Origin of the sequence: Streptomyces sp. NPDC019443 (assembly GCF_044389785.1) — a bacterium.
Classification (GTDB): Bacteria; Actinomycetota; Actinomycetes; order Streptomycetales; family Streptomycetaceae; genus Streptomyces.
In genome coordinates this window covers 1,271,917-1,296,897 of sequence record NZ_JBIRYJ010000001.1, presented here as the reverse complement: position 1 = coordinate 1,296,897, position 24,981 = coordinate 1,271,917, and the positions used below count along the sequence as shown (strand labels likewise).

General features: G+C 69.0%; 23 protein-coding genes. 13 read left to right on the top strand and 10 right to left on the bottom strand.

Going from position 1 to position 24,981, the window contains the following annotated elements; genetic code table 11:
- Positions 1-42: 42 nt before the first annotated feature.
- The gene (locus tag ACH492_RS05870) at positions 43-1,254 is read left to right on the top strand and encodes an FAD-dependent oxidoreductase (RefSeq protein WP_398983121.1); all 1,212 of its coding nucleotides are present in this window, start codon (positions 43-45) and stop codon (positions 1,252-1,254) included.
- Between the two features lie 219 nt (positions 1,255-1,473).
- The gene (locus ACH492_RS05865) at positions 1,474-1,911 is read left to right on the top strand and encodes a DUF6069 family protein (protein ID WP_398983119.1); all 438 of its coding nucleotides are present in this window, start codon (positions 1,474-1,476) and stop codon (positions 1,909-1,911) included.
- 493 nt (positions 1,912-2,404) lie between these two features.
- Here the strand turns inward: ACH492_RS05865 and ACH492_RS05860 are convergent, their stop codons facing one another.
- From ACH492_RS05860 to ACH492_RS05840, 5 genes are all read right to left on the bottom strand, one after another.
- A complete protein-coding gene (locus tag ACH492_RS05860) occupies positions 2,405-4,003 on the bottom strand; it encodes a cation acetate symporter (protein ID WP_398983117.1) in 1,599 nt (532 codons plus the stop codon).
- Positions 4,000-4,374: a DUF485 domain-containing protein gene (locus ACH492_RS05855; RefSeq protein ID WP_398983115.1), complete on the bottom strand. Its 375-nt coding sequence runs from the start codon at positions 4,372-4,374 to the stop codon at positions 4,000-4,002. The genes ACH492_RS05860 and ACH492_RS05855 overlap by 4 nt, the downstream gene beginning before the upstream one ends.
- A 362-nt stretch (positions 4,375-4,736) precedes the next feature.
- Positions 4,737-5,387: a TetR/AcrR family transcriptional regulator gene (locus ACH492_RS05850; RefSeq protein ID WP_398983113.1), complete on the bottom strand. Its 651-nt coding sequence runs from the start codon at positions 5,385-5,387 to the stop codon at positions 4,737-4,739.
- A 135-nt stretch (positions 5,388-5,522) separates the two neighbouring features.
- Complete coding sequence (locus ACH492_RS05845) at positions 5,523-6,218, bottom strand: TetR/AcrR family transcriptional regulator (RefSeq protein ID WP_398983111.1); 696 nt, start codon at positions 6,216-6,218, stop codon at positions 5,523-5,525.
- On the bottom strand, positions 6,215-7,480 hold the full coding sequence (locus ACH492_RS05840; protein WP_398983109.1) for a PucR family transcriptional regulator: 1,266 nt from the start codon (positions 7,478-7,480) through the stop codon (positions 6,215-6,217). Before ACH492_RS05840 ends, ACH492_RS05845 begins: the two co-directional genes overlap by 4 nt.
- A gap of 222 nt (positions 7,481-7,702) precedes the next feature.
- On the opposite strand from ACH492_RS05840, the gene ACH492_RS05835 reads away from it, so the two are divergent.
- The 7 genes from ACH492_RS05835 to ACH492_RS05805 all read left to right on the top strand — a co-directional run bounded on the left by ACH492_RS05835 (position 7,703) and on the right by ACH492_RS05805 (position 14,088).
- Positions 7,703-8,461 (top strand): ABC transporter ATP-binding protein, encoded by a 759-nt coding sequence (locus tag ACH492_RS05835; RefSeq protein ID WP_398983107.1) that lies wholly within the window; start codon positions 7,703-7,705, stop codon positions 8,459-8,461.
- Positions 8,458-9,270, top strand: a complete 813-nt coding sequence (locus ACH492_RS05830; protein WP_398983105.1) for an ABC transporter ATP-binding protein — start codon at positions 8,458-8,460, stop codon at positions 9,268-9,270. Before ACH492_RS05835 ends, ACH492_RS05830 begins: the two co-directional genes overlap by 4 nt.
- Positions 9,267-10,148 carry a branched-chain amino acid ABC transporter permease gene (locus ACH492_RS05825; RefSeq protein WP_398983103.1) on the top strand — a complete coding sequence of 294 codons (882 nt, stop codon included), beginning with the start codon at positions 9,267-9,269 and terminating at the stop codon, positions 10,146-10,148. Before ACH492_RS05830 ends, ACH492_RS05825 begins: the two co-directional genes overlap by 4 nt.
- Positions 10,145-11,248 (top strand): branched-chain amino acid ABC transporter permease, encoded by a 1,104-nt coding sequence (locus tag ACH492_RS05820; protein WP_398983101.1) that lies wholly within the window; start codon positions 10,145-10,147, stop codon positions 11,246-11,248. The genes ACH492_RS05825 and ACH492_RS05820 overlap by 4 nt, the downstream gene beginning before the upstream one ends.
- A 5-nt stretch (positions 11,249-11,253) precedes the next feature.
- Positions 11,254-12,531 carry an ABC transporter substrate-binding protein gene (locus ACH492_RS05815; RefSeq protein ID WP_398983099.1) on the top strand — a complete coding sequence of 426 codons (1,278 nt, stop codon included), beginning with the start codon at positions 11,254-11,256 and terminating at the stop codon, positions 12,529-12,531.
- Between the two features lie 151 nt (positions 12,532-12,682).
- Positions 12,683-13,288 (top strand): carboxymuconolactone decarboxylase family protein, encoded by a 606-nt coding sequence (locus tag ACH492_RS05810; protein WP_398983097.1) that lies wholly within the window; start codon positions 12,683-12,685, stop codon positions 13,286-13,288.
- Positions 13,285-14,088 carry an SDR family NAD(P)-dependent oxidoreductase gene (locus tag ACH492_RS05805; protein WP_398983095.1) on the top strand — a complete coding sequence of 268 codons (804 nt, stop codon included), beginning with the start codon at positions 13,285-13,287 and terminating at the stop codon, positions 14,086-14,088. Before ACH492_RS05810 ends, ACH492_RS05805 begins: the two co-directional genes overlap by 4 nt.
- Positions 14,089-14,372: 284 nt before the next feature.
- On the opposite strand, the gene ACH492_RS05800 is transcribed toward ACH492_RS05805, so the two are convergent.
- From ACH492_RS05800 to ACH492_RS05790, 3 genes are all read right to left on the bottom strand, one after another.
- On the bottom strand, positions 14,373-14,864 hold the full coding sequence (locus ACH492_RS05800) for a hypothetical protein (protein WP_398983093.1): 492 nt from the start codon (positions 14,862-14,864) through the stop codon (positions 14,373-14,375).
- 63 nt (positions 14,865-14,927) lie between these two features.
- Positions 14,928-15,902 carry a hypothetical protein gene (locus tag ACH492_RS05795; RefSeq protein WP_398983091.1) on the bottom strand — a complete coding sequence of 325 codons (975 nt, stop codon included), beginning with the start codon at positions 15,900-15,902 and terminating at the stop codon, positions 14,928-14,930.
- A gap of 418 nt (positions 15,903-16,320) precedes the next feature.
- Positions 16,321-16,929 (bottom strand): TetR/AcrR family transcriptional regulator, encoded by a 609-nt coding sequence (locus tag ACH492_RS05790; protein WP_398983089.1) that lies wholly within the window; start codon positions 16,927-16,929, stop codon positions 16,321-16,323.
- Positions 16,930-17,061: 132 nt separating this feature from the next.
- Between ACH492_RS05790 and ACH492_RS05785 the strand changes: the two genes are divergently transcribed.
- The 4 genes from ACH492_RS05785 to ACH492_RS05770 all read left to right on the top strand — a co-directional run bounded on the left by ACH492_RS05785 (position 17,062) and on the right by ACH492_RS05770 (position 22,806).
- Positions 17,062-19,893 carry a LuxR C-terminal-related transcriptional regulator gene (locus tag ACH492_RS05785; protein WP_398983087.1) on the top strand — a complete coding sequence of 944 codons (2,832 nt, stop codon included), beginning with the start codon at positions 17,062-17,064 and terminating at the stop codon, positions 19,891-19,893.
- Between the two features lie 416 nt (positions 19,894-20,309).
- Positions 20,310-20,546, top strand: a complete 237-nt coding sequence (locus tag ACH492_RS05780) for a hypothetical protein (RefSeq protein WP_398983085.1) — start codon at positions 20,310-20,312, stop codon at positions 20,544-20,546.
- Between the two features lie 153 nt (positions 20,547-20,699).
- A complete protein-coding gene (locus ACH492_RS05775; RefSeq protein WP_398983083.1) occupies positions 20,700-21,215 on the top strand; it encodes a GNAT family N-acetyltransferase in 516 nt (171 codons plus the stop codon).
- Between the two features lie 580 nt (positions 21,216-21,795).
- Positions 21,796-22,806 carry a metallophosphoesterase gene (locus ACH492_RS05770; protein ID WP_398983081.1) on the top strand — a complete coding sequence of 337 codons (1,011 nt, stop codon included), beginning with the start codon at positions 21,796-21,798 and terminating at the stop codon, positions 22,804-22,806.
- 180 nt (positions 22,807-22,986) lie between these two features.
- Here ACH492_RS05770 and ACH492_RS05765 read toward each other — a convergent pair whose 3' ends face one another.
- Positions 22,987-23,766 carry an alpha/beta fold hydrolase gene (locus tag ACH492_RS05765; protein ID WP_398983079.1) on the bottom strand — a complete coding sequence of 260 codons (780 nt, stop codon included), beginning with the start codon at positions 23,764-23,766 and terminating at the stop codon, positions 22,987-22,989.
- A gap of 608 nt (positions 23,767-24,374) precedes the next feature.
- Complete coding sequence (locus tag ACH492_RS05760; RefSeq protein WP_398983077.1) at positions 24,375-24,920, bottom strand: isochorismatase family protein; 546 nt, start codon at positions 24,918-24,920, stop codon at positions 24,375-24,377.
- Between the last annotated feature and the right edge of the window lie 61 nt (positions 24,921-24,981).

The following is a 24,981-nucleotide window of genomic DNA, read 5'->3' as shown; positions in this document are numbered from 1 at the left end:
CGCCCACGTCATCGGCAGGGGCGATTCGACAGGAGAACTCCCATGAAAACCGAGTTCGCAGACTGCTGCATAGCCGGGGGCGGACCCGCAGGGGTGATGCTCGGATACCTACTGGCCCGGCAGGGCCTGGATGTGATGGTCCTGGAGAAACACGGGGATTTCCTCCGCGACTTCCGTGGTGACACCGTTCATCCCGCCACGATGACGATCATGCAGGACCTGGGGATACTCGAGCAGTTCCTCAAGCTCCCCCACCGTCGGCTTTCCCAGGTCACCATGGAAGTGGAAGGTGAGGAGATCACCTTCGCCGACTTCAGCAAGCTGCGGGTCCCCTTCCCGTACATCGCCTTCATGCCGCAGTGGGACTTCCTGAGCTTCCTCGCCGAGGCAGGATCGGTCTTCCCCGGCTTCCGCCTGATGAAGCATGCCGAGGTCACCGGGCTCATCACCGAGGAAGGGCAGACGGTCGGCGTCAGAGCCATGACGGCACAGGGCTCCATGGAAGCACGGGCGCGCCTGGTCGTGGCCGCCGATGGACGCCGCTCCACCGTCCGGGCCGCTGCCTCTCTGGAACCGGTCGCCTACTCCGCGCCCATGGACGTGCTGTGGTTCCGGCTGTCGCGGCTGCCCGACGAGAACCTGGCGTTCTTCCGCGAAGGACCAGGCTTCGCTCTGGGCTGCATCGACCGGGGCGAGTACTGGCAGATGGGGTACGTCATCCCGAAGGCGGACTACGAGGTCGTCCGCGAAGAGGGCCTTGAGAGCATGCGTCGCAACATCTCCGGCGTCCTGCCCGAGTTCACCGAGCGGCTGCATTCCGAGATCCGCGACTGGGACCATGTCAGCCTGCTCAGCGTCAGCGTCGACCGGCTGCCCTGCTGGTACCGCAACGGGCTGCTGTGCATCGGCGACGCGGCGCACACCATGTCCCCGGCCGGCGGTGTGGGCATCAACCTGGCCATCCAGGACGCCGTGGCGACCTCGAACCTTCTCGGTCCGATGCTCGTTGCCGGACTGACCCCCACTCCTGCGGACCTGCGGCGAGTCCAGCGCAGGCGGCAGCTGCCCACCCGCCTCATCCAGGCCGCCCAGGTGCGCATTCTGGCGGATCTGTATCCCAAGAAGGCCGGGAGGCCGCAGAAGCGGAAGAAGCCGCCGGCGGTGGCCCGGTTGGCCAGGTCCGTGCCCGCCGTGCGTCACCTGATGGCGTACGGGATCGGCATGGGTATCCGTCCGGAGCGCGTGCGGCCGTGACCGGCAGATGCCCACCCCCACGCAACCGCGCAGCCGCGGAACAGCCAGGATCCCGCGGTCTCGACCGACTCGGCCTGTCCCCCGCCCGTGCTCGATCCGGGCAGGCGTGACCGCGCCTTTCGGAACCCCGGAACGCGCCGACGCGCCGCCCGCGCCCAGGCCGCAGCACCAGCCGCACACGCACGATGTCCCATCCCCCGACACCTCTGTGGAGTACCTATGACGTCCACCACCGCGAACACCGCCCGCCCGGCGACGCGCCACCGCTACCGCGCCCTGACGGTGCTGATCGCCGCCGCCGCCGCCCTCCTGGTATGGGTGGTGGCCGTCCCAATCGTCGGTCATGAACTGCTCGTGCCGCAGAGCGGCGACCAAAAGGCCTCCGAAATCACCGCTCCGTACGTGCTCGTGATGTCCCTGGCCGCCTCCCTCGCCGGCTGGCTTCTGCTGGTGATCCTCGAGCGGCACACAGCTCGCCCCCATGCCATCTGGACGGTCATTGCCTCCGTCACCTTGCTGGTCTCGTTCACTCCGCTCCTGACCCTGGAGCTGGCGACGGCAACCCGCATCTGGCTGGCACTGATGCATCTGGCCGTCGCCGCGATCCTGATCCCGGCCCTGCCCCGCAGCGCAGCGGGCCCACCCCCCTCCGCGTGACGTCTGCTCCCGCCGGTCATGCGGCGGACAGGCCCGGCGACGCCTGCCCGCCGTATGACCACTGCCGCGAAGGCCCCACCGGGCGCGGGACGTCCACCGCCGCCGGGCCGTGCCGACCCGCCGGAACGCGCGGCCGGACGCGGGCAAAGACGCGGGTGAATCAACCCTGCGGCAGGAGGCATTGAGCCAAGGACGAGACTCCTGCGACCTGGGTAGCTTGTCGTTTCTCTCGCGAAAGGAGTCGCAGGTCAACGGCCTCGCCCCGCCCCTGGCCGACCAGTTGGACAGTTCCTGACCAGCTACCCCAACGGGTGGTCCAACCACGGCCAGGCACTCCTCGGCATCCACGCCACCACCAGTCGTTCCCGCTTCTCAACCGAGGTGCGGCCCCTGTGCCGCCATCAGACGAAGAGCCTGCTGGTGTTGTACCTCCCGATATGGCTCGGCCTCTTCCAGGCCACCAGAGAAGGGTCCTGACCTGGGAGCTGGAGTACTAGGCGGAGGTGTCGTCCGCGCCCGCGAGCGTGCGCAACTCGAGCGCGGAGTGCGTGGCTGGGTCCGGCCTGTCACTCCCCAGCACCGATCCCAGCCATCCCAGGAGGAGGCCCAGGGGGGCAGAGACGATGGTCGGGTACTGCAACGGGAACAGGCTGAAGTCCATGTCCGGGAACAGCGCGGTCGGACCTCCCGAAACCGCCGGGGACAGCACGGCCAGGACCACCGAGGAGACCAGTCCGCCGTAGATGCTCCACAGCGCCCCAGTGGTGGTGAAGCCCCGCCAGTACAGGCCGTACAGCAGCGCGGGAAGAATCGCCGAAGCCGCGATGCAGAAAGCCAGCCCGGCGGCGAAGGAGACATTGAGGCGCTCGGCGAGCAGGGACAGGCCCACCGCCGCACAACCGATCAGCACGACCGCCCAGCGGGCGACCAGCAGTTCCTTCTCCTCGGTCGCGCGTCCCCGCTTGAGCACCGCACCGTAGATGTCGTGCGCCACGGACGTCGCGGCGGCGAGGGCGATGCCCGCCACCACGGCCAGGATCGTGGCGAACGCCACGCAAGCCATGACGGTGAGCATCCACGACCCGCCCAGGGAGTGGGCGAGCAGCAGGGTGGCCGTGTTCCCCGAGGGGCTCCCGGCGAGGATGGTCTCCGGGCCGAGCACCGCCGCGGCGCCGAATCCCAAAACCCCCGCGGTCACGCAGAACACGCACGTCAGAACCGCCGTCCACTGCACCGAACGCCGGGCAGCGCGCGCGGAGGGCACCACACACATACGCATCAGGATGTGCGGGAGTCCAGCGGCTCCGAACAGGGCTCCGAGCTGGAGGCTCAGTCTGTCCAGCGTTTCCATGCCGGTCCCCTGGGCGCGGGCGCCGGGGGCGAGGAAGTTCTCCCCAACGCCGCTGCGGCGGGCCGCGGTTCCCAGCAGGTCACTCGGGTTCCAATCGAACTTCGCCAGCACCAGCACCGCCAGGAAGATGCTCGCGACCAGGAGGACGGCCGCCTTGAGCAGTTGTACGAGCGTCGCGCCGTGCATACCGCTGATGGCCACATAGATGATCATCAGGACGCCGAGGAAGACCATCAGGCAGTTCTGGGCCGCCTCGCCGGATATGCCCAGCAGAGGTGCCGCGAGCGCACCGGCACCCACAAGTTGGGCGGTGAGGTAGAACAGCGAGATCACCAGCGTGGCGAGGCCCATGGCCAGATGGACGGGCCGCGGCCGCAGCCGGCGCGCCAGCGCGGCGCCCACCGTATAACTGCCGGTGTTGTGGAACGGCTCCGCGATCACCAGCAGAATGACGGCCCAGACCACGACGGGCCCCACCAGATACGGGATGCCGTCGAAACCGGCCAGCGCGATGAGCCCCGGAGTGCCGAGAAGCGTCGCCGCGGAGATGAAGTCGCCGAACAGGGCGATTCCGTTGCGCGCGGAGGGCAGTTCGCGGCCGCTGACGAAGAAGCGGCGGGGGGTGTCGCTGTCCGCCGCACCCCACAAGGCGATGAGGATGACGCAGACGACGAAGACCGCAAAGACGATCAGGGTTGTTCCGTTGTGCGCGATCTGGGTGGAAAACTGAGAGGCGCTCACCGACGGCTCCCCCTCGGTGCGAGCCCTGCCCGCACCCTCTCGGCCAGCGGATCCAGGGTGGTGCGGGCGTAACGCGCGTACCAGCGGCACACCACGAGCGTGGTGGCGCATTGCAGGAGCGCGAGGGCGAGCCCGATGTTCAGGTGGCCGACCAGCCTCACAGCCATCAGTTCGCCGGCCACGTTGGCCAGAAGGGCGTTGAGCAGATAGAAGCCGACCACGGCAGCGACAACGGGAAAGACCCTGGAACGGCGCTCCGTGTGCAACCGTTCGACGTCCGTCGGGACGTCCGGCTCCGCGTTGGGGGTGTGCGCGTAGGGGCTACGGACGTACGACGGTGGTCGTTGGAACGGCTCAAAGGGACTGGTCATGACGACATCAACTCCTCTTGGCTGCATGCCGCGGCGAGGGCGAGGCGTCACCGCAAGGGCAGTCGACCGGGTCGGTGTCTGCCAGGGCACGACTCGGTGTCCGAGCCGTGACGCAGTGACGTGCTCAGCCCTTGTGGGTCCTGATCTCCTCGATCAGCGAGGGATGTCGACCACGATCCTCAGGCTCACGGGCGGCCGCCGTGAAACCAGGCGAACAAGCGAAGGACACGCCGCGCGGCACCGACAATGCCGAACGACGTTCGGTTCGGGAGCTTAGAGGTGCCCAGCGTGCAGGACAAGACGTCGTCGGCGAGTCACGCTCCGCGTCCGCCCGAGGTCCGCTGCCGCGTTCCGCGCGGCGATCAGGAACCGGCCGGCTTCTGTGGTGCAGTGACGCGGGCGTGCAGAGCGGTGAGGCCGTCGAGGAACATCTCCAGGGCGAGTTCGAAGCTGTCCCGGTCGATCACGCCTGCGCGGCCGCGCAGGCGGTGGGCCCCCGCGAGGTGCGGATAGCGCTCGACGTAGACCTGGATGTCGTCCTCGAACCCCCCGGCGAACGAACTCATCGCGGACCCGACCACCAGGTACTTGGTCGAGGCACCGATCAATGTGGCATAGCGCGGCGGCCAGCCGGCGCCCACGAGGCCGCCATGAATGGCGTCGGCGCGCCGTAGGGAGGCTTCACGGCGGGCGGGGCCGTAGGCCAGGAACGGGACGATCTGGGGATGGGCAGCCAGCGCGGCGCGGTAGGACCGGGCCCAGGAGGCCACACCGTGTCGCCAGTCGCCGGTCTCGAAGCCGGAGACGTCCACGTCCTCCATGATGGTGTTGGCGACTTCGTGGAGGACATCGTCCTTGGTCTTGACGTGCTCGTAGAGCGAGGAGACCTGAACCCCGAGTTCCCGTGCGAGCCTGCGCATCGACAGTTCGGTGAGCCCGTCCCGGTCCACGATCGTCAGCGCCGTGGCGCAGATGCGCCCGCGGCTGAGAATCGGCTTGGTCGGTCGGCCCACCGATGCACCCCCACACCGTGAGGCGCCGCAGTCAGCAGCGCCCTGCTTCTGGCTTCACCTTACACGCACCCTCAATAACCGAACATCGTTCGGAAAGTCTTTACCCTGCGCGGATCGCCAGCGGTGGCGCGCCGGTCACCCGGGAGGTTTCGACAAGTGCGCCAGGATGCCGCAGACTTCCTCGATGATTTCCTGGGCCTCGGCCATGTCCGCGCAGTCGCTCAGCTCAATGGCGGCACCCCCGATCACCGTGGTCAGCACGACGCCCCTGACACGGCCGGTGCGCCGCGTCTCATCCACCTCGAGCAGTCTGGCGTTGCGCCGTACCCACGCGCGGTCCCACTGGCGCCGCAGTGCGTCGAACCCAGGAGGGCCGTCCTCCTGCTGCAGCAGCCTGCCGATGCGCCAGCGTACCCAGGCGCCCTCAAGATAGGCCCGCGCCCCCGTGAGGAACAGCGCGACCGGGTCGGTCACGCCCTGGCCGCGCGCCGCGGCGACTCCCGCCGCGGTCCGCTGCTCCTGCTCTTCCTGGAACTCCTCCCACAACGCCAGATACAAGCCCCTCTTGCCCCCGTAGTGGTGAAAGAGGCTGCCGACGGGGATGCCCGAACGCGCCGCGATCTCCGTCACGCTCGCGTTGGTGTAGCCGCGCTCGGTGAACACATCGAGCGCTGCGTCCAGCAACGCGCGTCGCGCCGAGACGTCCGCGGCGGCCGCGGCCTCTGCAGGAGTGCGCGCCGTCGTCTCCGCCGCGGCCTCCACCCCCTCCACCACGGTCTTCGCCGACGCTTCCGGTGAGTCGGCCGTCGGCTCCGGATGGATCTGGCTCACTGCACGTCCTCCGTTCCCCCGGCCGCGTCGCGGATGGCGAGAGCGACCAGCAGTTCCAGCAGATCGGCGATCCGGCGCGGGTTACGCCCGGTGCGTTCCTCGATGCGGCGCAACCGGTAGTGCGCCGTGTTGTGGTGCACCTGCAGCCGCTCCGCCGCCAGCCTCAGGTTCAGATCCGCCTCGGCGAACGCCCGTACGGTGGCCGCGAGCGCACCCCCGCGCCGGACGTCGTCATCCAGCAGGGCGCTGACCCGCGGGTCGACCAGCTGGCGGGCGATGGCATCCGCGCGCAGGGCGAGGTACTGGAACGGAGACAGCCGCGGTAGCGCCGCCACCCCTCCCCCGCTGGGTACCAACTCCAGGGCGGCTCTGGCCTCCTGGTAGGCCCGCGGCAGCTCCGCCGCGCCCCGGGCCACCGTGCTGATCCCCATCGCCAGGACCGTTCCGTCCCTGGCCAGGTGCCGCTGCACCTCTTCGAAGCGCGCGCATATCTCGTCCGGCTCGGTGCCCGTACGCAGCACCGGCACGGCCACGACCTCGCCGTGCCGCACGACCACCAGGACTCTGGCGGCACGCACGCCGGCGGCGGAGATCGCCGCGCTGGTGATGTATCCGCTCTCGGCGGCCGTACCCGCGCCCCCGGGCCGGGCGCCGTCGACGCAGACCGCCGCGACCACCATCATCGGCACCTGCGCGCCGAGGCCGTAGGCCTGTGCCGCGGCCATGAGAGGTCCCCGGGTCGGCATGTGGCCCGCGAGCAGTTGCTCGAGCAGGTCCCTGCGCTCGCGGTCCGCGTCGGCCACGACATGCTGCTGAAACTCCAGGTAGGCCTGTGCTGCCTGGGTGCTGGCGAAGTCCATGTACCGCATCAGCGGGGCGACCAGGGTGAGCACGGCATCCTGCCCGGCGGCCGACGGCCCCGCGCAGTCACGTAGGGCCTCCCAGAAGACCTGCCGGCCGACTCGGAACGCGCTGATGAAGTCCTCCAGGGCGAACCCGGCGCGGGCCCTGCGCATCGCCCCCGCCCGGCTGAAGGCCAACTCCTCGGAGGCAAAGCTCCGCTCGCCCCCGAGCAGCGCCAGCTGGACCCGGTAGTGCGAGAGCAGTTGGTGGCGCACGTCTTCGAAGAAGTACTCGTCCTGCACCGCGTAGGCGGGGATCTCGGCGCGCATCACCGCAAGCGCGGACTCCGCCACCTGCTCCACGCGCTCCTTCACGGCGCACAGGATCCGCAGCCGCTCCTGGCGCAGCTGCTCGGTCATGGGAGGCACGCTCGGCACGATCGCGTGAAGCATGACGGGATCGTCGCCCCCGAATCGTGACCAGTCAACAGGGCAGGGACCGGATGTTCATCTCGGACTGTGCGCGGCGCACAGGGTGACGGCCGCGAAGTTGAGTGCTCGCACCCAATGCCCGCGCCGAGGGGGCCCACCTACTGTGACGCTCGCCCACCCCCCAGGGACCTTGTCGAAAGGGCGGCGCGCATGCTCGCGGTCGACGGCATCACCATGCGTTTCGGCGGAATCACGGCTCTGGACGGCGTCGGATTCGCTGTCGAGCAGGGCACCGCCGTGGGCCTCATCGGGCCCAACGGAGCGGGAAAGACCACGCTCTTCAACTGCCTGACCCGGCGGTGCACGCCCGACGAGGGCACGGTGCGCTACGAGGGCCAGGACCTGCTGTCCCTGCCCCCGCACACCGTGGCCGGGCACGGCATCGCCCGCACCTTCCAGAATCTGGGCCTGTTCCAGCACCTCACGGTCCGGGAGAACGTGATGGTCGGCGCTCACCACCGAGGCCGCGCTGGGCATCTCGCCGCCGCGCTGCGGCTGCCGCGTGTGCGGCGTGAGGAAGCGCGGCTGGGCTCCCTTGCGCAGGAACTGCTGCAGCGGCTGGACCTGGCCGACGTAGCGGACCACCCCGCCTCCGGTCTGCCCTTCGGCACGCTCAAACGGGTCGAGTTGGCCAGGGCGCTGGCCGTGGAGCCCCGGCTGCTGCTGCTCGACGAGCCGGTGAACGGCCTCAGCCACGGCGAGGTCGAGGTCTTCGCCGACCTGATCAGGGCGGTGCGCGAGGACTTCGACCTCACCCTGGTCGTGGTCGAGCACCACATGGGGTTCGTGATGGGGCTGTGTGACCGCGTGGTGTGCCTGGACTTCGGACGCACGATCGCCGACGGGCCGCCGGAACAGGTGCAGCGTGACCCGGCCGTCATCGAGGCCTACTTGGGAGCGGCGGCATGAGCGAGCAGACGAAGGACTCTCCCGCCGACGAATCCGCGGCACCGGCCTTCCTCGAGGTTTCGGACCTGCATGCCGGCTACGGGCAGGCCCGCGTCCTGCACGGCATCGGCTTCTCTGTCAGCCGCGGCGAGGTCTGCGCGATCCTCGGGCCCAACGGCGCGGGCAAGACCACGACCCTGCGGGCGCTGAGCGGCATGGTCACGGGGCGCGGATCGGTCACGCTGGACGGCGCCCAGTTGCTGGGTCGCTCCCCCGAACAGGCCGCCCGGCTCGGTGTGGCACACGTACCCGAGGGCCGGGGCACGTTCAACGACCTCACCGTGGAGGAGAACCTGCGCGTCGGCGCGTATCTGCGCCACCGTCGAGGGCGCCGGGGCAGGAGCGAGCGGGCTGCGGTGACAACGGACCTGGAACGGGTCTACGGCTACTTCCCCAAACTGCAGGAGCGCTCCCGGCAGTCGGCGGGCAGCCTCAGCGGCGGCGAGCAGCAGATGCTCGCGATCGGCAGGGCGCTGATGCTCCGTCCTGCTCTGCTGCTCCTCGACGAACCCTCGCTGGGCCTGGCGCCCCTCGTCACCCGCGAGCTGTTCCGGATCGTCCGTACCGTCAATGAGGAGGAACACACGACCGTGGTCGTCGTCGAGCAGAACGCCCAGCTCGCGCTGGACATCGCGCATCAGGCGCACGTACTGGAGTCGGGCCGCATGGTGCTGTCGGGCCCGGCCGATCAGATCCGCCAGGACGGCCAGGTCGCCGAGGTGTACCTCGGCATCTCCGTCCAGGCCGGCAAGGCGGGCGGTGGCTCGTGACCGAGTTCCTCCAGCAGGTCGTGGAAGGACTGGGTGCCGGCTCGGTCTACGCGAGCCTGGCACTGGCCCTGGTCCTGATCCACCGGTTCACCGGCATCGTCAACTTCGCCCAGGGCGAGCTCGCCATGATCTCCACCTACGTGGCGTGGCAGCTGGTTGCCTCGGGGATGCCGTTCTGGCTGGCCCTGCCGGTCACGCTCGCGATCTCCTTCGCGGGCGGCATGCTCATCGAGCGCCTGCTCATCCGGCCGGTCGAGGGAGCGCCCGAGCTGACCATCGTCATCGTCACCGTGGGCCTGTTCATCTTCGTCAACGCGGCCGCGGGCCTGATCTGGTCGTTCACCGTGAAGGACTTCCCCCAGCCGTTCCCCGACGGCAGCTTCGCCCTGGCCGGGGTCGGCATCAGCTGGTCGACGCTGGGCGTCATCGGCGTCGTGGCCGTGGTGATGGGGCTGGTGTACCTGCTGTTCCAGCACACCAGGACCGGTCTGGTGATGCGGGCGGTCGCCGGTAATTCCGCCTCGGCCAGGCTCTCGGGCATCCGGGTGGGCCGGGTGCTGATGCTGGGCTGGGGGCTGGCCGCGACGGTCGGCGCGCTGTCGGGCGTCCTGGTCGCCCCACTGCTGTTCCTGGAACCCAACATGATGGGCGGCGTCCTCATCTACGCGTTCGCCGCGGCCACCCTCGGCGGCTTCGACAGCCCGGTGGGCGCGGTGGCGGGCGGCCTTGTCGTGGGTGTCGCCGAGACCCTGGCCGGGGCGTACGTCGGATTCGTCGGCGCCGACCTGAAGATCGGCGTACCACTGCTGATCATCCTCGTGGTGCTGCTGGTGCGGCCTCAGGGGCTGTTCGGCCGGGCGGCGGTGGAACGGGCATGACCACGGCAGAACTGATCACCACTCACGCGTCGCGCACCGCGCGCCGGGCACGTCCGCTCGCGGCGCTGGTCATAGCGGCCGCTCTGCTCGCGACGCCCTACTACTTCGCCCCGTTCCGGGTCTTCCAGCTGACCATGGTGCTGATCTACGCCATCGTGCTGGCGGGCCTGAACCTACTGGTGGGCTACGGCGGGCAGATCTCCCTCGGACACGGCGCGTTCTTCGCCGTGGGCGCCTACACGGCGGCCGTCATGCTCGACCGGTTCGCCATCGACCACCTGGCCACGCTGCCGGTCGCGGCCGCGGGATGCTTCCTTCTCGGTCTGGGCTTCGGGGTGCCCGCGCTACGGCTCCGCGGCCTCTACCTGGCTCTGGTCACCTTGGCGTTCGCCGTATTCCTCCCGCCGCTGCTGAAGCGGTTCGAGCACGTGACGGGCGGCTCCATGGGCCTGACCGTCCCCAAGCCGCAGCCGCCCTCCTGGACCGGCCTGGCCGACGACCAGTGGCTGTACTTCCTCACCCTCACCGTCGCTGCGGTCACGCTGCTGGTCGTCCGCAACCTGGTGCACTCGCGGGTCGGCCGGGCGCTGCTCGCCATCCGGGAAAACGCCACCGCAGCGGAGGTAATGGGGGTGAGGCTCTCCTTCCACAAGACGCTCGCCTTCGCCTGGAGCGCGATGTTCGCGGGTGTCGCCGGGTGCTTGTACACCTGGGTGATCGGCTTCGTGTCTCCTGACTCCTTCAGCATCAATCTGTCCATCACCCTCCTGGCCGGTCTGGTCGTGGGTGGCCTGGCATCGGTGTACGGGCCACTGCTGGGCGCGGCCTTCGTGATGTACGTGCCGAATCTGGCGCAGGACGTCAGCCCGGCCGCGCCAGGAGTCGTCTTCGGCCTTCTGATCATCGCCGTCATGTATCTGGCCCCGACCGGACTGGCCGGCCTGGCGGCCCGTGCCGGACAGGGGGTCCGGGGGCGTGTGGAGCGACGCCTGCGCCACACCCGCCGCCGACCGGAGCCGGCCCCTCCCCCGGAACCGCCCGGCGCCCCACAGCCCGACCACCAGCCCCTCACCGCACCGCCCACCACCGGAAAGGAATGATCCGGATGCGTCACACCACTTCCCTGCGGGCAGCCGCCGCGGGCATCGCCGCCCTGCTCACCGCGACCGCCTGCTCCAGTCAACGGGGACAGGAAGATGCAGCCGCCTCCGACGGCGCCTGCAAGGGCCAGCAGACCACGGGTATCACCGACAAGAGCATCAAGCTCGGCGGTATCTACCCTATGTCCGGACCAGCCTCCGCCTACGGCACCATCAGCAAAGGCGTCAGCGCCTACTTCAAGTACGTCAACGCCGAGAAGGGCGGTATCGGCGGCCGCAAGGTCGAGTTCGTGGTCCGTGACGACGGCTACCAGCCGCCGAAGGCCGTGGAGGAGGCCCGACGACTGGTGGAACGGGAGAAGGTCTTCGCACTGTTCCAGACACTGGGAACGCCCTCCACCTCAGCTGTGTGGGACTACCTCAACCAGCAGAAGGTGCCACAGCCGTTCGTGGCCACCGGCGCCTCCATGTGGGGGACGGACACCAAGCACCCGTGGACCATGGGCTGGCAGCCCAACTACGTCGCCGAGTCCCGGGTGTACGCCGACTACCTCAAGAAGGAGAAGCCGAAGGCCAAGGTGGCCGTGCTCTTCCAGAACGACGATTTCGGCAAGGACCTGCTCGGCGGCTTCAAGCAGGCCGTCAAGGGCAGCGACGTCAAGGTGATCGCGGAGGAGAGCTACGAGGTCACCGACCCGTCCGTCTCGGCCCAGATGACCAGCCTCGCCCGCTCCAAGGCGGATGTGCTGCTGAACATCACCACGCCCAAGTTCGGCAGCCAGACCCTGGCCGCGGATGCGAAGAACACCAAGTGGAACCCGCTGCACATCGTCAACAGCGTCTCGGCGTCGACCAGCGTGCTCAAGCCCGTCGGTTTCAAGAACGTCCAGGGCGTGGTCTCCGCCACCTACTTCAAGGATCCCGCCGACCCCCAGTGGGCTGACGACGCGGAAATGCAGACCTACCGCACGGCGATGAAGAAGTACGCCCCGGACACCGATCCCTCGATCCAGTTCAACGCCTACGGCTGGGCCGTGGCCTCAAGCCTGCACAAGGCGCTCGACGCCATGGAATGCCCGACGAGAGAAGGGCTGAGGGACTCCATCCAGAAGCTCAAGGACGTCAAGGTGGGCATGCTGCTCCCCGGCGTCTCTCTGAATACCGGCCCCAAGGACCGGTTCCCCATCGAGACCATGCAACTGGTGCGCTTCACGGGGGAACGATGGGTGCTGTTCGGGGAACCCCTCGACACCCGCGAGCAGTTCGGCCCCGTCACCGGCTGACGTCCGGCCGACCGGGAGGGACCGGCTCGCGCACACCGGCCGGCCCTCCCGTCCCACGCGGACCTGCCACGCCCGTCACCACTCACACGCCCACACCACCACGGGGGTGCACACCCCGTGGTTCGCGTGGGCACCTCATCCTGGAGACTCCATGCCGGAGCGAGACCCTGTACGGCACGGCAACGCCCTCCCGCGACTCGTGGCCCTGCCCGAGGACGGCTGGGATGCGCGGACCCGCGACCTGCTGGCCGCAGCCCCTCGGGACCCAGGGGGCCGGATCCCGAACATCTTCACCACGCTGGTGCGTCATCCCGACCTCTACGAGCGGTTCATGCCCTTCGGAGGCCAGTTGCTCCGCCGGGGCCGGCTATCGGGAAGGCTCCGTGAACTGCTGATCCTGCGCACGTCGTACAACACCGGCGCCCCGTACGAGTGGGGACGCCATGTCCCCCTGGCCAAGGCTGCGGGCGTTACCGATACGGAGATCGACCGACTCGTCCAGGGCGCGGAGGCCGGCGGGTGGAGCGACCTCGAAAGGTGCCTCATCCGGGCCGCCGACGAGCTGAACCGCGATGCGCGGCTCTGCGATGCCACGTGGGAAGTCCTGGCCGAGCACTTCGGCGACGCGGAAATGATCGAGATCACCATGCTGGTGGGTCAGTACCACATGGTGGCGTTCTTCTTGAACTCCGTCGGTGTGGCGCTGGACCCGGGCTTCGACAGCCCAGGCCTCGCCGGAAAGGAACGGGAACGATGAGTGAGGCGGAACGGGATCGCGTCGCCCGACGGCTCGCGGGCCGCAAAGTGCTGGTGGTCGGCGCGGGCACACGTCCCGACGACGCCCCGCAGGCGCCCGTCGGCAACGGCCGGGCGATCGCCGTTCTCGCCGCCCGCGAAGGCGCGGACCTGGCCTGCGCCGACATCCTCGGCCCAGCAGCCGCCGTGACCGCCGACCTGGTCACCGCCGAAGGCGCCCTGGGTGTTCCCGTGATCGCTGATGCCACGGACGCGGAGCAGTCGGCCGCCATGGTCGCCGAGGCGGTCCGCGGGCTGGGCGGGCTGGACGCGCTGGTGGTCAATGTAGGGGTGGGCCTCGGCTCCGGACTGGCGGGCTCGTCGCCTGAGGAATGGGACGAGGTTCTCCGCCTGAATCTGCGTGCGCCTTTCCTCGCCGCCAAACACGCCCTTCCGTCGATGGCTGACGAAGGCGCCGTCGTCTTCATCGGCTCGGTCGCCGGACTGCGTGCCGCGACCGGCTCTCCCGCCTACGACAGCTCCAAGGCCGGCCTCTTCGGGCTGACTCGCCATGTGGCGAGGGAGGGAGCGGCACGAGGCATTCGCGCCAACATGGTCGTCCCCGGCCTGATCGACACGCCGATGGGTCGCCAAGCATCGGCGAACCGGACTTCCCGGGCGGCCTCCTTCGCCCGCATTCCGCTCGGCCGTCAGGGCACCGCCTGGGAAGTGGCAGAGGCAGTCACCTTCCTGCTCTCCGATCGGGCCTCCTACATCACCGGCCAGAGCCTGGTGGTGGACGGTGGTCTCACCGCGGTGTGACAGCGGGTCGCGCGAGACAACGTCCTGGGCGCGGGGGCGGACAGCGGCGGCCGTCGTGGGCGGACGGCCGCGGCTGCCCCGTTCGACCACCCGGAAAAGGGATCATGGAACCGGCATGCGGATGGTCTCGGTCCTCGGATCTGAATCCGAGGCTCAAGAGAGGGAGTCGACCACCGCTCCGGTGGCGAGGTGCCATGGGGACGCATCCCGCCATCCCCAAGCCGCTCCAGCAACGCCCGCCGTCGTGCAGGCGACACTGGCCCTTCAGAAGCGCAGGCTGCCACTCAGGACTGGCTGTTGAGGAACCCGATCCCCACAGCCCCCCACCACCCCACCTGGGAAACCACGGCGGACATCGCTCCTCGCACCAGCAGCCGTCTCTCCACCTGCCCTCCCGCCTGCTCCGCGAGGGAGCGGTGCAGAGCGTGCGCGTGCACGCCGTTGAGAGCGACCAGGAGAACCAGTCCCAGCTTCACCCGGGTGGCTGCCAGTGCCAGGTCCGGGCCGAGGACGGCACCGCTGATCACCATGCCTGTCAGACCGGACCAGACGAGCACATGCAACGGCCTGGTGAAGTCCAGCACTTGACGCAGGCTGCGCCGCCCCAGCAACCAGAGCAGCCCGTAGTAGTCGATGGTCTGCACGGTGCCGAGCCCCAGGATCAGCGCTGCCAGGTGCACGAAGAGTGCCGCGGTGCGCAGAGCGGGGCCGGCTTCGAGTTGCAGCGCCACCCACACGCCGACCGCCCACACCAGACAGACCAGGGCGTCGGCCATACCGATCATCCAGCCGGGTACCGGTCCCCGGACCCGATCCGCCCCACGACCATGCGGCACTGATCAGTCCTCGGCCACCCAGCCGGCCATGATGCCCATGACGCCGCCGTGCGAGTGTCCTGCGCCCACGTACCTGCTGGTGATCTGCAGGACTTCACCCCGCTTGATGGTGCCGAGCGGCTCGCCGCTGCACGGCGGCATGTCCGAGATCTCCGTGTTGCCGTGGAGGTCGATGAATTCGGGGCTTCCGCCCTCCTCCGCCACGATGTTGCACAGCAGCTTTCCTGTGGTGAGGTTCTCCGTACGCACAGAACGGCCCCCGTGGTGCAGGTGGCCGCGCATGTGGACGAGCCTTCCGGAAATGGTGGAGCGCCACCGCCTGACCTTTTCGCTGGCGCCCTCCGGAGCGTCGTACGCACTGCCGAGACAGCCGCCCGCATCCATCCAGATCGGTGTCACAGGCTGGAGCCTCGAGCCCGCGGCGGGTTCATGGGTGAAGGTGAAGGTGATGTAGACGGTCTTGCTCTGGGGCGCATGGTTCATGAGGTCGTAGAGCATGTTCCAGCGCTCACCCCGACGCACTTTGATGCCGTATCCGGAGGGCAGGACACTTTCCACTCGCTCGTTCCCGGAGGCGAATTTCCGCTGGGGGCCGCGGCAGACGACGTCGCTTTTCGAGTGGGTGCCCAGCACCGCGTGGTGGAGCATCGGACCGGTGTTGACGTTCGCGTTCGACCCGTCCGGATATACGAGATTTGGCTTGAAGCCCGTGATGAAGCAGTCGTCGCACGGCTTCTGGACGTTCAGCGCAAGGCGGTTGCCGGTTTCACCGTGGTCGTGACCTGACGCGGCGGGAAGGGTGAACGGCCCGTAGCGCACGGTCGTTGTCGTCCTGGCCTCAGGGGCTCGGTGCACTGCAGACGTGGACGCCTGCTCCGCGGCGGGGACCGGGGCGGCTGCGGTGACGACCAGCGCCGCAGTGGTCCCCAATGCGGTAACGATCAGTGGGGCAGTGAGGGGCAGACTTCGCCGGGACATGTCTCTCTCCTTTTCGGATCAGGAGTTGGCTGCCAGACAGGCAAGGACCTGATGCGGAAATCGGTGCGGGATTCCTGGGCTGCCGAATCGATTTTCCCTCGATCGCATTCCAAAGAGGCGATCAGCTTTGCCGAAAGGAGAAATATCGGCCCTGGAATCGGGCGTCCGGTTCACGTGTGTACGGCCTTGCCGCGGCTCACCGGTAGAGTGACGTGCGCCTTTTGCAGTGTCAACACAGGCGGGGCGCAGCTAAAATCAGGTGACGCGCTCGTGATGCACTGACCAGCATTCTTCCTGCATTTTTGACCGCACTGAGCGGGGCAAGACCGGTGACTTCACTGATTCGTGGCCGTATCCCGCCGGTGATTGAGGTCGCCCTGACCGATCACGCGGCGCCGTGGAAGGCCCCTTCCCAGGTTCATTCGGCAGCGCCCAGCCCGGCGAACAGAACGTGCATCAGCGAGGTCCAGGCACCATGGTCCGGGCTGTCCGCCTTTACTGCGGCGAGTACGTCCACTCCCAGGGACACGCACAGCACAAGGCGGGCGCAGGCCGCTGCATCGATCAGCGGGCCGAACGTGCCGTTCCGCTGGGCGAGTTCAACCAGGTCCCTCAACTCGCTCTCCACCCGACTCAACGCGGCGTGGACCCTGCGGGCGACCTCGGCGTCCCGCCTGGCGGCTGTGAGCGCTTCACTGACCAGCGGCGCCCAGGTCTGCTGACGTGGATCGGAGAGATCTGTGACGATCAGCGCGAGGACATCGGCGGGTCCGGCACCGCTGCTCAGGGCCTGGGCGAGCTTGTGCGATGCCGCCGCCAGGCCGTAGTCGACCGCCTCGGCGAGAAGTTCGGCCTTGTTACGGAAGTTGCCGTAGATCGCCCCGGTGGAGAGGCCGGCTCGGCGGGCTATGTCCTGCACCCTCGCGCGGTCGTAGCCCTGCTCACCGAACTCCTGGACAGCAGCCTCGACCAGGCGTTCACGGATCACCGGCCTGGACGGCCTCGCAAAGGAATCAGGCTCTGCCACGCACCCAGCCTAGCCGCGTCATGCGGCCGGTCCCCTCGGGTCACGGCGGTCTCCCGCCGCTCGCTCTCCGCCTCGGCCACGGTACGGCCCAGGGTCCTCTCTTGCACTCCTGGCCGCGAATAATCATTATTCTTGACCCAGGGTCAGTCCATCCAGGAGGCGTACGTCATGACGTACGGCACCGAGCACACCATGGTCGGCAGACGGGCCGAACGTCGGCAACTCGTCGCGTGGATCGAGGCCTGCCGCAGTGCGAGGAAGGGTGGTGCACTGCTGCTGACGGGGGATCAGGGACTCGGCAAGACCATGCTGATCCGGCACGCTACGCACCTCGCGCAGGGGTTCCACACCGTACGCGCTGACGGAGTGCAGGCGGAGCAGGGCCTGGACTACGCAGCAGTACAGCGAATGGTCCGCCCCTTGGCCGTCGGCGTACGCCGCCTCCCGCCGCACTTGGCCGAGTTGCTGGAGAGGGTAGTTCTCGGCCTGGTGCCGCCGCCCCGGGAACGGCCGCTGATCTCCGTAGCGGTGCTGGCCCTGCTGTCGCGGAGCTCCGTCAGGCGACCTGTGCTGGTCACCGTCGATGACCTGCAATGGGTCGACGCCGAGTCACAGCACGTCCTCGGTCTTGTGGCCCGTCGGATCAGCGCCGAACGGGTCCTGGTCCTGGCTGGTGCAGACGGTGAGGAACCCATGCTGATGCCGGGTGTGCCGGTACTGCATCTGACGGGCATGAGCGACCGCGACTGCCTGCGGTTGATCGCACAGCACCACCCTTCAGCGGTGGCGCCCGCCGTATGCGAGGTACTCGTCCATGCCGCCAACGGCAATCCACTGGTCCTTCTCGAGCTCCTGCGGACACTGAACCCCGGTCAGCTGGCGGAGCTGCCACGCCTGCCTGATCCACTCCCGCTGGGGCCGCGACTGACCCAGCTCAGGCTCGCGCCGTTGGGCAAGCTCTCCGACGACTGCCGCCGGCTGCTCACACTGCTGGCCACGGAACCGCGCCTGGATCCCCCGACGCTGTACCGAGTGGCCCAACTGGCGGCGATCGACCCCGCGGCCTTGAAGAGCGCCGAGGTGGCGGGGCTCATCACTGTGTCGAGGACGACCGTGTCCTTTCGCGACGCCGCCCTCGCCCGGGCCATCCGCCAGAGTCTGGATCTGACCGAACGGCACTGGGCGCACGAACTCCTGGCGCGTGCGTTCGCCGCCGGCCACGACGACCGTCGCGGCTGGCACGAGGCCGCCCTGTCCACGGAAGCGGACGCGGGACTGGCCGACGAGTTGGAGCGCCAGGCTGCCCGGGCGCGTCGGCACGGCGAACCGTGCCACGCCGCTGTACTGATGGAACGCTCGGCGGAGCTGACCGGTGAGGACGGTCAGCGGGCCGGCCGCCTCGTCGCCGCTGCCACCTGCAGCAGCATGGCCGGGCGTCTGAGGCGTGCCGCCCGGCTGCTGGAGCAGGCGGAGGTGCTGGCCGGTACGCAACACCCGTCCCTGCAAGGGGACATCGCTCTTCTGCAGGGCGTGCTCTCGCTCCACCAGGGCACACCGGACGACGCCTACGACGCACTGCTGACCGCCGCGGACGTACTGGCGGACGGCAACACCCGTCTCGCGGCCAAGGCACTGGCCGCGGCAGGAGAGGCCGGCCTCTACGCGGGGAGCGAGGACTTGCCGGTACGCGCGGCCCGGCGGGCGCGGGCGCTGCTCGGTGGATCCGAGGTCTCGGACGAGCCCGACGCCCGTCTCGCCGCCCACTGCCTCCTCGGAGTCGCCGAGTCGTTACGGGGGCTGCCGACCGCCGGCATCCGGCTGCGCAAGAGCGTCGCAGATGCCGCGCAGTCGGAGGACCCGCTTCTGCTCGCCTGGGCGGCCCATGGAGCACTGTTCACCGCCGACGACGCCCACGCCCGTTCACTGGCAGCACGTGCGGTGGCACTGGCGCGCAGGGCAGGTGACATCCCGACGGTTGCGCACGCCATGCAGTACCTCGCCTATTCCGAGTGCTGGCTGAGCGGACCGGACTCGGCGCGGCTCATCGCGACCGAGGCGCTGCGGCTGGCCCGCGGAACAGGCCAGCTCACCTGTGTACGCAATCTGATGGGGATGCTGATGCTCGCCGCCGGGCTCGCCGGTGACACCGAGACGTGCGAGCGGTACGCGGACCGGGTGGTCGACGAGGCGACGGAACACGGAAACGGGCTCGCCTGCGCCCTCGGTCTGTGGGGCCTGGCTCATGTAGATCTCGCCTCGGGACGCTGGGACGAGGCGGCTGCGAAGCTGCGTCGGATCACCCGCATGAAGCCGGGGCACCCAGGTGTCGCGCTCCAGGCGGTGCCCGCCTATGTGGAGGCCGCCGTCCGCGCCGGGCTCCGGCCCCGGGCGGAACGGGCCACCGCAGCGTTCGCGCGGTGGGCGGAGGGGGTCGGCCAGGGCTGGCCGACCGCGCTGGTGGCCCAGTGCCGCGCGGTCCTGTCAAGCGGTGACCCCGAGGAGTACTTCCGGCTCGCTCTACGCCTGCATGCGCCCGGTGACCGTGAACTGGAGCTGGCGCGCACCGCCCTCCTCTACGGCGAGTACCTCAAGCGCGAACGCCGGCGGGCGGAGTCGCGTGTCCAGCTCCGGGAGGCCGCGGAGATCTTCCGCAGGCATCGGGCCCGGCTGTGGCTCGACCGGGCCTGTGCGGAGTTGCGCGCCAGCGGCGGCAACGCGACTGCCGAAGCCGGGGACAGTACCCACGCGACTCACCCGGCAGGGACGGAGAGCCTGACCGCCCGTCAACGCGAGATCGTCCGGCTGGTCGCGACGGGCGCGACCAACAAGGAAGTGGCAGCGCGGCTCTGTCTGAGCCCGCGCACGGTCGACTACCACCTTCGCCGTGTCTTCCAGCAGTTGCACATCACGTCGCGCGCCGAACTCATCCGGTGGTTCGGCTCCGAGTCCGTCCGGAGCCGGTGACTCAGCTCGGTCCGCCGGACACTTCCGGAGCGAGCAGGGTTGCGTCGGAGAAGCCGTCGTCACCGCTCTCTGTGTCCGCCCGAGAACGACGCGTTCAGAGGGTGCTGCGGATCGCCCGTCCGGCGCGAGGCCGCGACCGGACCCCCGTTCCGGTCGCGGCCTCGCTGGTGTGGTGGCCGGTGTGTATGACTTTGGTTTCCGCCGTGCAGGATTGCCACTTCAGGCTGGACTACCGGCATGGCTGCGTCGACTCGTTTCGGTTTGGCCCGAAGGAAGGCCACGCAAAAGAATCACAGTGTGGCGCTGCGCATTCCCATCACAGCCCAGGACCTGGCCCGCACTCACCTGGCCTCAGGCCCCGTCCGCTGCTTGAGCTCGACATCGGGATCCGGCTTCTGCAGGAGGGATCACACCCCATGCACTTCGGTGCCTGGCGGCAACGTGCGGCCAAACACCTCCACCCACGCCTGCGGCCCCTCTTCGAGCTGATCCCGCCGACCGGCCTTGGGGTGGACTTCCTCAGCCTGGCCGACGAAGTCAACCCGGCCGATCCTCTGGAGCAGCTGCGCTCCACAACCGGCCCGTGGACGAACACCGTGCCGACGAGAAGCGGTACCAGGTGGTCCGGGGACTCCACTCACCCCGCTCCGTGACCAGACGTGCGCATAACGTGATCGATATGGCCTGAACCCTTCTTGAGCCGACGGGGGGAGCGGCAAAAGACTTCTCCTGCGCCAGAGACGGACACGCGCCCCGCCGGGGCTCCGTCCACATCAGTCCTGCTCGCAATCTGAGGAGACGGCCAAATGCCCGACGCCGGGCCTCGAAGGACCGCACACCCGATCACGCTGACCGACGGCACTGACACCCGGACCCGGGAGCTGACCGACGCTGACCTCGGCCTCATCCAGGCGCTGCACCACCGTTGCTCGCTGGGCAGCCGCGCCCTGCGCTATCACGCGGGTAAAGTCGAGCTGTCTCGGACCGGATGGAAGATGCTGTCCGACCCGGAGCGCGGCACCACCTTGGTCACCACCACCACCCAGCACACGGACCGCATCATCGCCATGACCAACGTCATGCGCACCGATCAGCAAGGGGTCGGCGAACTCGCCGTGCTGATCGAGGACGCATGGCAGTCCAAGGGACTGGGCACCGCGCTGGCCGCGCACGCGGCCGATGTGGCCCGCCGGGCCGGCCACCACACCCTGACCGCGTCGGTCGCCGCGGTCAACGCACCAATGCTCCACGTCCTGGAGAGTCTGGATGCGCCGCCCACCCGCGCGACAGGGCCCGTCCTCGACATCCACATCCCGCTCTAGCAGACCCCGGGCACCGGTTCGAGCCGGCCTCCACCCGGGCAGCCTCGGTGGCCGACTCGGCAACAATTTGCCCTACCCGAGGTCCTGGGCTGCGCTCCGACTCCGAGCTCCGGCCCGCACTCCTTTGGACACGCCTCCAGGGTGGGATGCCCTTACCGAGGCCGAGCGGGCGCCCGCGCTCTCAAGAGCGACGGATACCAGGCGGACTTCACACCGCAAAGCCTGCGGGACATCGAGCGATTCATGGACGAGCACAGCGGCCACGGAGTGGCGGTGGCCGACGGGCTCCTCGCAGCAGAGCTGGGTCCACGGCTGTTCGCACTCGGCACCTACGTCGGCGAAATCGCCCGGCGCGCACGCCGAGCGGCGCCGGTATTGCACGGTGGTGGTCGAAACGCTCGTCGGCGCCGGCTCTGCGCCGAGTGAGCGGCTTGACGAGTCCGGCGGCACCGCCCAGCCGTTCGCCGGAAGCGCGACGGTGTCCCTCGGGCGTTGTTCACCCATCGCTTTCCTGGTCCGGGCCGCCAGTTCACGCCATGCCGGGACATTGGAAGGCCGTAAGACCACAGGAGGATGTGCGATGAGACCGTGGCGCCGTGCCGCATCGGCGGCAATTGCCTTGAGTGCGTTGGCCCTGGCTCTTTCGGCCGAGCCTGCGTCCGCCGGCCCCGAGGACCAGCCCTTCACCTTCGCGGTGATCGGTGACATTCCGTACGGCGATGCCCAGGTCGCCGAGTTCCCGAAGGTCGTCGCTCAGATCAACGCCGACCCCGACGTTCAGCTCGTCGGACACCTCGGTGACATCAAGAGCGGCTCGTCCGTCTGCAGTGACGAGTACGTCCAGCTCATCAGGTCGGAGTTCGACAAATTCAAGGATCCGTTGGTCTACACCCCCGGCGACAACGAGTGGACCGACTGCCACCGGCCGAGCGCCGGTCCGTACAACCCGCTGGAGCGACTGGCCGCGATCCGGAGGGTGTTCTTCCCGCGGCCGGGCTGGACACTCGGTCAGGACAGCGTCCGCGTGGCCTCGGGCGTCGGCTACCCCGAGAACGTGACGTACAGACGAGCCGGCGTAGCGTTCGCCGCCGTGCACATCGTGGGCAGCAACAACGGCATGGCGCCGTGGACCGGCAACACCGCACCCACCCCGGAGCAGGCCGCAGAGGTCAAGGGACGTACTGCCGCGGCCGTGCAGTCGATCCATGACACCTTCGACAAGGCCCGCCGCAACCACAACAAGGCGGTCGCCCTGCTCACTCAGGCCGACATGTTCGACCCGACAATCACGGATCCCGCGTTCGCCGACTACGACGCCTTCCAGCCGATCGTCCGTACGATCGCCGAGGAGTCGGCCAGGTTCAGTGGACCGGTATACCTGTTCAACGGCGACAGCCACGCCTACAACAGCGACAAGCCGCTGGACACCGGCTCCAAGTGGCTTTCCTTCTACGGCATCAGGACCGCGGCCCCGAACCTCTCCCGCGTCACCGTCGACGGGTCGGGCAACGGCACCAACTACCTGAAGGTGACCGTCCACCCGGGAAGCGAGCAGGTCCTGACCTGGACTCGGGTGCCGTTCGCATTCTGAGGGGTGCTGCCGCAGCCCGGCACGTACGCAGCCGCCCGGTCCAAGCCCGCCGAGGGCGAACAGCTGAGCCTCGCCGGCTCGCGGCACTGGCCCACCAGCGCTGCGGACGGGACCGGGAGCCGGATGCAGGGTGGCGATGCTTTCGGGCGGTACTCCCCGATGCCGGCCTCCTGCACCGCCTCATGCTCGGTCGGTCAAGAACCAGTCGAGCGCCGCGGTCAGCTCCGCCGGCTTCTCCACGGGCAGTTCGTGGCCGGCGTCCACGATCCGGACCAGCGCGTCCGGGTAGGCCTTCGCCATCCGCAGCATCTGCGCGACGGGCAACTGGATGTCGTGGTAGCCGTGCACCAACAGGGTGGGCGTGCGGATCTCGCCGACCCGGCCAAGGACGTCGAAGGACCGCATGGCGGCGTAGCACGTCATGACCACCTCCCGCGGCGTGGCCGAGGAGGCCCGGACGTACTCGCGGATCTCCTCGCGCGGGTAGCCGGGGGCAAAGGCCCGCTGGATGTTTGCGGCGACGAACACCTTGAACGGCATCAGCGTGGATGCCGCCATCAGCAGGCCCCGCCCACGGCTGTAGGTCATCCGGCTGATCGAATTCACCAGCACCAGGCGCTCGGTCCGCTCGGGATGGCCGAGGGCGAGGGTCTGCGCGATCATCCCGCCCATGGAGTGACCGACGAGCACGAACCGGTCGACCTCGAGGTGGTCGAGGAGGGCGAGGACGTCCACGGCCAGCTCTTCGATCGTCTGCGCCCCCGACCCGCTGCTTTCGCCGTGCCCGCGCAGGTCGAGCCGTATGACCCGCCGCATCGGTGCGAAGTGCGCCATCTGGTGGTCCCAGCGGTGCCGGTCGGCCGTCCAACCGTGAATGAACACCACGGGCACGCCGTCACCATCGCGGGGGCCCTCGTCGTCGTACGTCAGTGCTGCGCCGTCGACAGCGAGGTGCGGCATGGGTCGTGGCCTCCTGGAGCGTGGTTCGGGTACGGCCGGGTACTGGCGCCGACCGCCTTGGAGGCCGTCACCGGCGCTTGCCGAGCAAGTCGGGGATGTGCCCGAAACACGTCGAGGGCGGCCTTCCGGCCGAGGAACGTGTCGAGGTGACCGTAGCCGGGAATCTCGGTGTACGCCACGTCCAATTACGGCTGCCGGTTGGCGAGTACCTCGTGGCACGGCTTCTGGGAATCCAGCCACAGGCCGTTCTCGCTGCCCGCGAGCAACAGGACGCGCGTACACCGCCGCGTCGGCCATGGTCGTCGCGGCCGTCGGCATGGGTATGTACGCCCCTTCCCTCACCGTGCTGTCACTCACCCACAGCCCGCCCGGCCGGCAGGGCTATGCCAGCAGCGCGATGCAGACCACCCAGAACCTGGGCCAGATAACAGTGTTGGGCGTCTCCTCTGCCCTGTTCAACGCCTGCCTGGGCGCCGGCTCGACCGACGCCGTCGGCTACGGCGCCGCCTTCGGCCTGCTGCTCGCACCTTGCACCCTGGCCGCCCTGCTCGCCGCCCGCGCCCGCAGCGCGTGGGTGGAACCGCTTCCCACGCCTGCCTGCGCGGCTTCTAAGCCGCAGCGAAGTCCACTTCGGACGCGGGCAGCACCCGGATGCTCCGCCCGGGGAAGTCGATGTGCCGGAAGATCTCGTTGTGGTGCGCGATCGACTGCTTCGGGGAGGCGTACTCACCGGTGTCGGACCGGTGGGACGTGGTGTGCCCGTCGGCGACCAGCACCAGGTCGTAGCGGTGGCTCAGCGCCTGCCGTGCCGTGGTGTCCACGCAGATCTCAGTCGCGAACCCGGTGACGACCACCTCGGTGACTCCCAGCACCTTCAGGGTCTTGTCGAGTTCGGTGTCGAGGAAGCTGTCCGCGCTGGTCTTGTGGACGACCGCCTCGTCGGCGCCGGGCGCGAGTTCGGGCACGATCCGCCAGCCCTCGGTCCCCGCCTCCATTCCGTCACCCTGATGCTGGATCGTCACGACCGGTACGCCAGCGGCTTTGGCTCGTTCGCGGAGCCCGGTGATCGCGGCGACAGTCTCGGCGGCCCGGTGCGCGATGGCCACCAAGGCGTTCTGCATGTCGATGACGAGGAGCGCGGAGGCGTGTGGCATGGGCTCACGGTAGTGGCCGCCTTCTGGGCAGCAGCGACCCACCCCGATTCCGCTCGTGCCG

Bases quoted from the DNA above. Each gene is read 5' to 3' on its own strand.
- ACH492_RS05765 (WP_398983079.1), bottom strand. From the start codon at position 23,766: ATGCCGCACCTCGCTGTCGACGGCGCAGCACTGACGTACGACGACGAG.
- ACH492_RS05820 (WP_398983101.1), top strand. From the start codon at position 10,145: ATGACCACGGCAGAACTGATCACCACTCACGCGTCGCGCACCGCGCGC.
- ACH492_RS05830 (WP_398983105.1), top strand. From the start codon at position 8,458: ATGAGCGAGCAGACGAAGGACTCTCCCGCCGACGAATCCGCGGCACCG.
- ACH492_RS05855 (WP_398983115.1), bottom strand. From the start codon at position 4,374: ATGACCAGTCCCTTTGAGCCGTTCCAACGACCACCGTCGTACGTCCGT.
- ACH492_RS05805 (WP_398983095.1), top strand. From the start codon at position 13,285: ATGAGTGAGGCGGAACGGGATCGCGTCGCCCGACGGCTCGCGGGCCGC.
- ACH492_RS05815 (WP_398983099.1), top strand. From the start codon at position 11,254: ATGCGTCACACCACTTCCCTGCGGGCAGCCGCCGCGGGCATCGCCGCC.
- ACH492_RS05800 (WP_398983093.1), bottom strand. From the start codon at position 14,864: ATGGCCGACGCCCTGGTCTGTCTGGTGTGGGCGGTCGGCGTGTGGGTG.
- ACH492_RS05760 (WP_398983077.1), bottom strand. From the start codon at position 24,920: ATGCCACACGCCTCCGCGCTCCTCGTCATCGACATGCAGAACGCCTTG.
- ACH492_RS05780 (WP_398983085.1), top strand. From the start codon at position 20,310: ATGCACTTCGGTGCCTGGCGGCAACGTGCGGCCAAACACCTCCACCCA.
- ACH492_RS05795 (WP_398983091.1), bottom strand. From the start codon at position 15,902: ATGTCCCGGCGAAGTCTGCCCCTCACTGCCCCACTGATCGTTACCGCA.
- ACH492_RS05870 (WP_398983121.1), top strand. From the start codon at position 43: ATGAAAACCGAGTTCGCAGACTGCTGCATAGCCGGGGGCGGACCCGCA.
- ACH492_RS05865 (WP_398983119.1), top strand. From the start codon at position 1,474: ATGACGTCCACCACCGCGAACACCGCCCGCCCGGCGACGCGCCACCGC.
- ACH492_RS05810 (WP_398983097.1), top strand. From the start codon at position 12,683: ATGCCGGAGCGAGACCCTGTACGGCACGGCAACGCCCTCCCGCGACTC.
- ACH492_RS05775 (WP_398983083.1), top strand. From the start codon at position 20,700: ATGCCCGACGCCGGGCCTCGAAGGACCGCACACCCGATCACGCTGACC.
- ACH492_RS05770 (WP_398983081.1), top strand. From the start codon at position 21,796: ATGAGACCGTGGCGCCGTGCCGCATCGGCGGCAATTGCCTTGAGTGCG.
- ACH492_RS05835 (WP_398983107.1), top strand. From the start codon at position 7,703: ATGCTCGCGGTCGACGGCATCACCATGCGTTTCGGCGGAATCACGGCT.
- ACH492_RS05840 (WP_398983109.1), bottom strand. From the start codon at position 7,480: ATGACCGAGCAGCTGCGCCAGGAGCGGCTGCGGATCCTGTGCGCCGTG.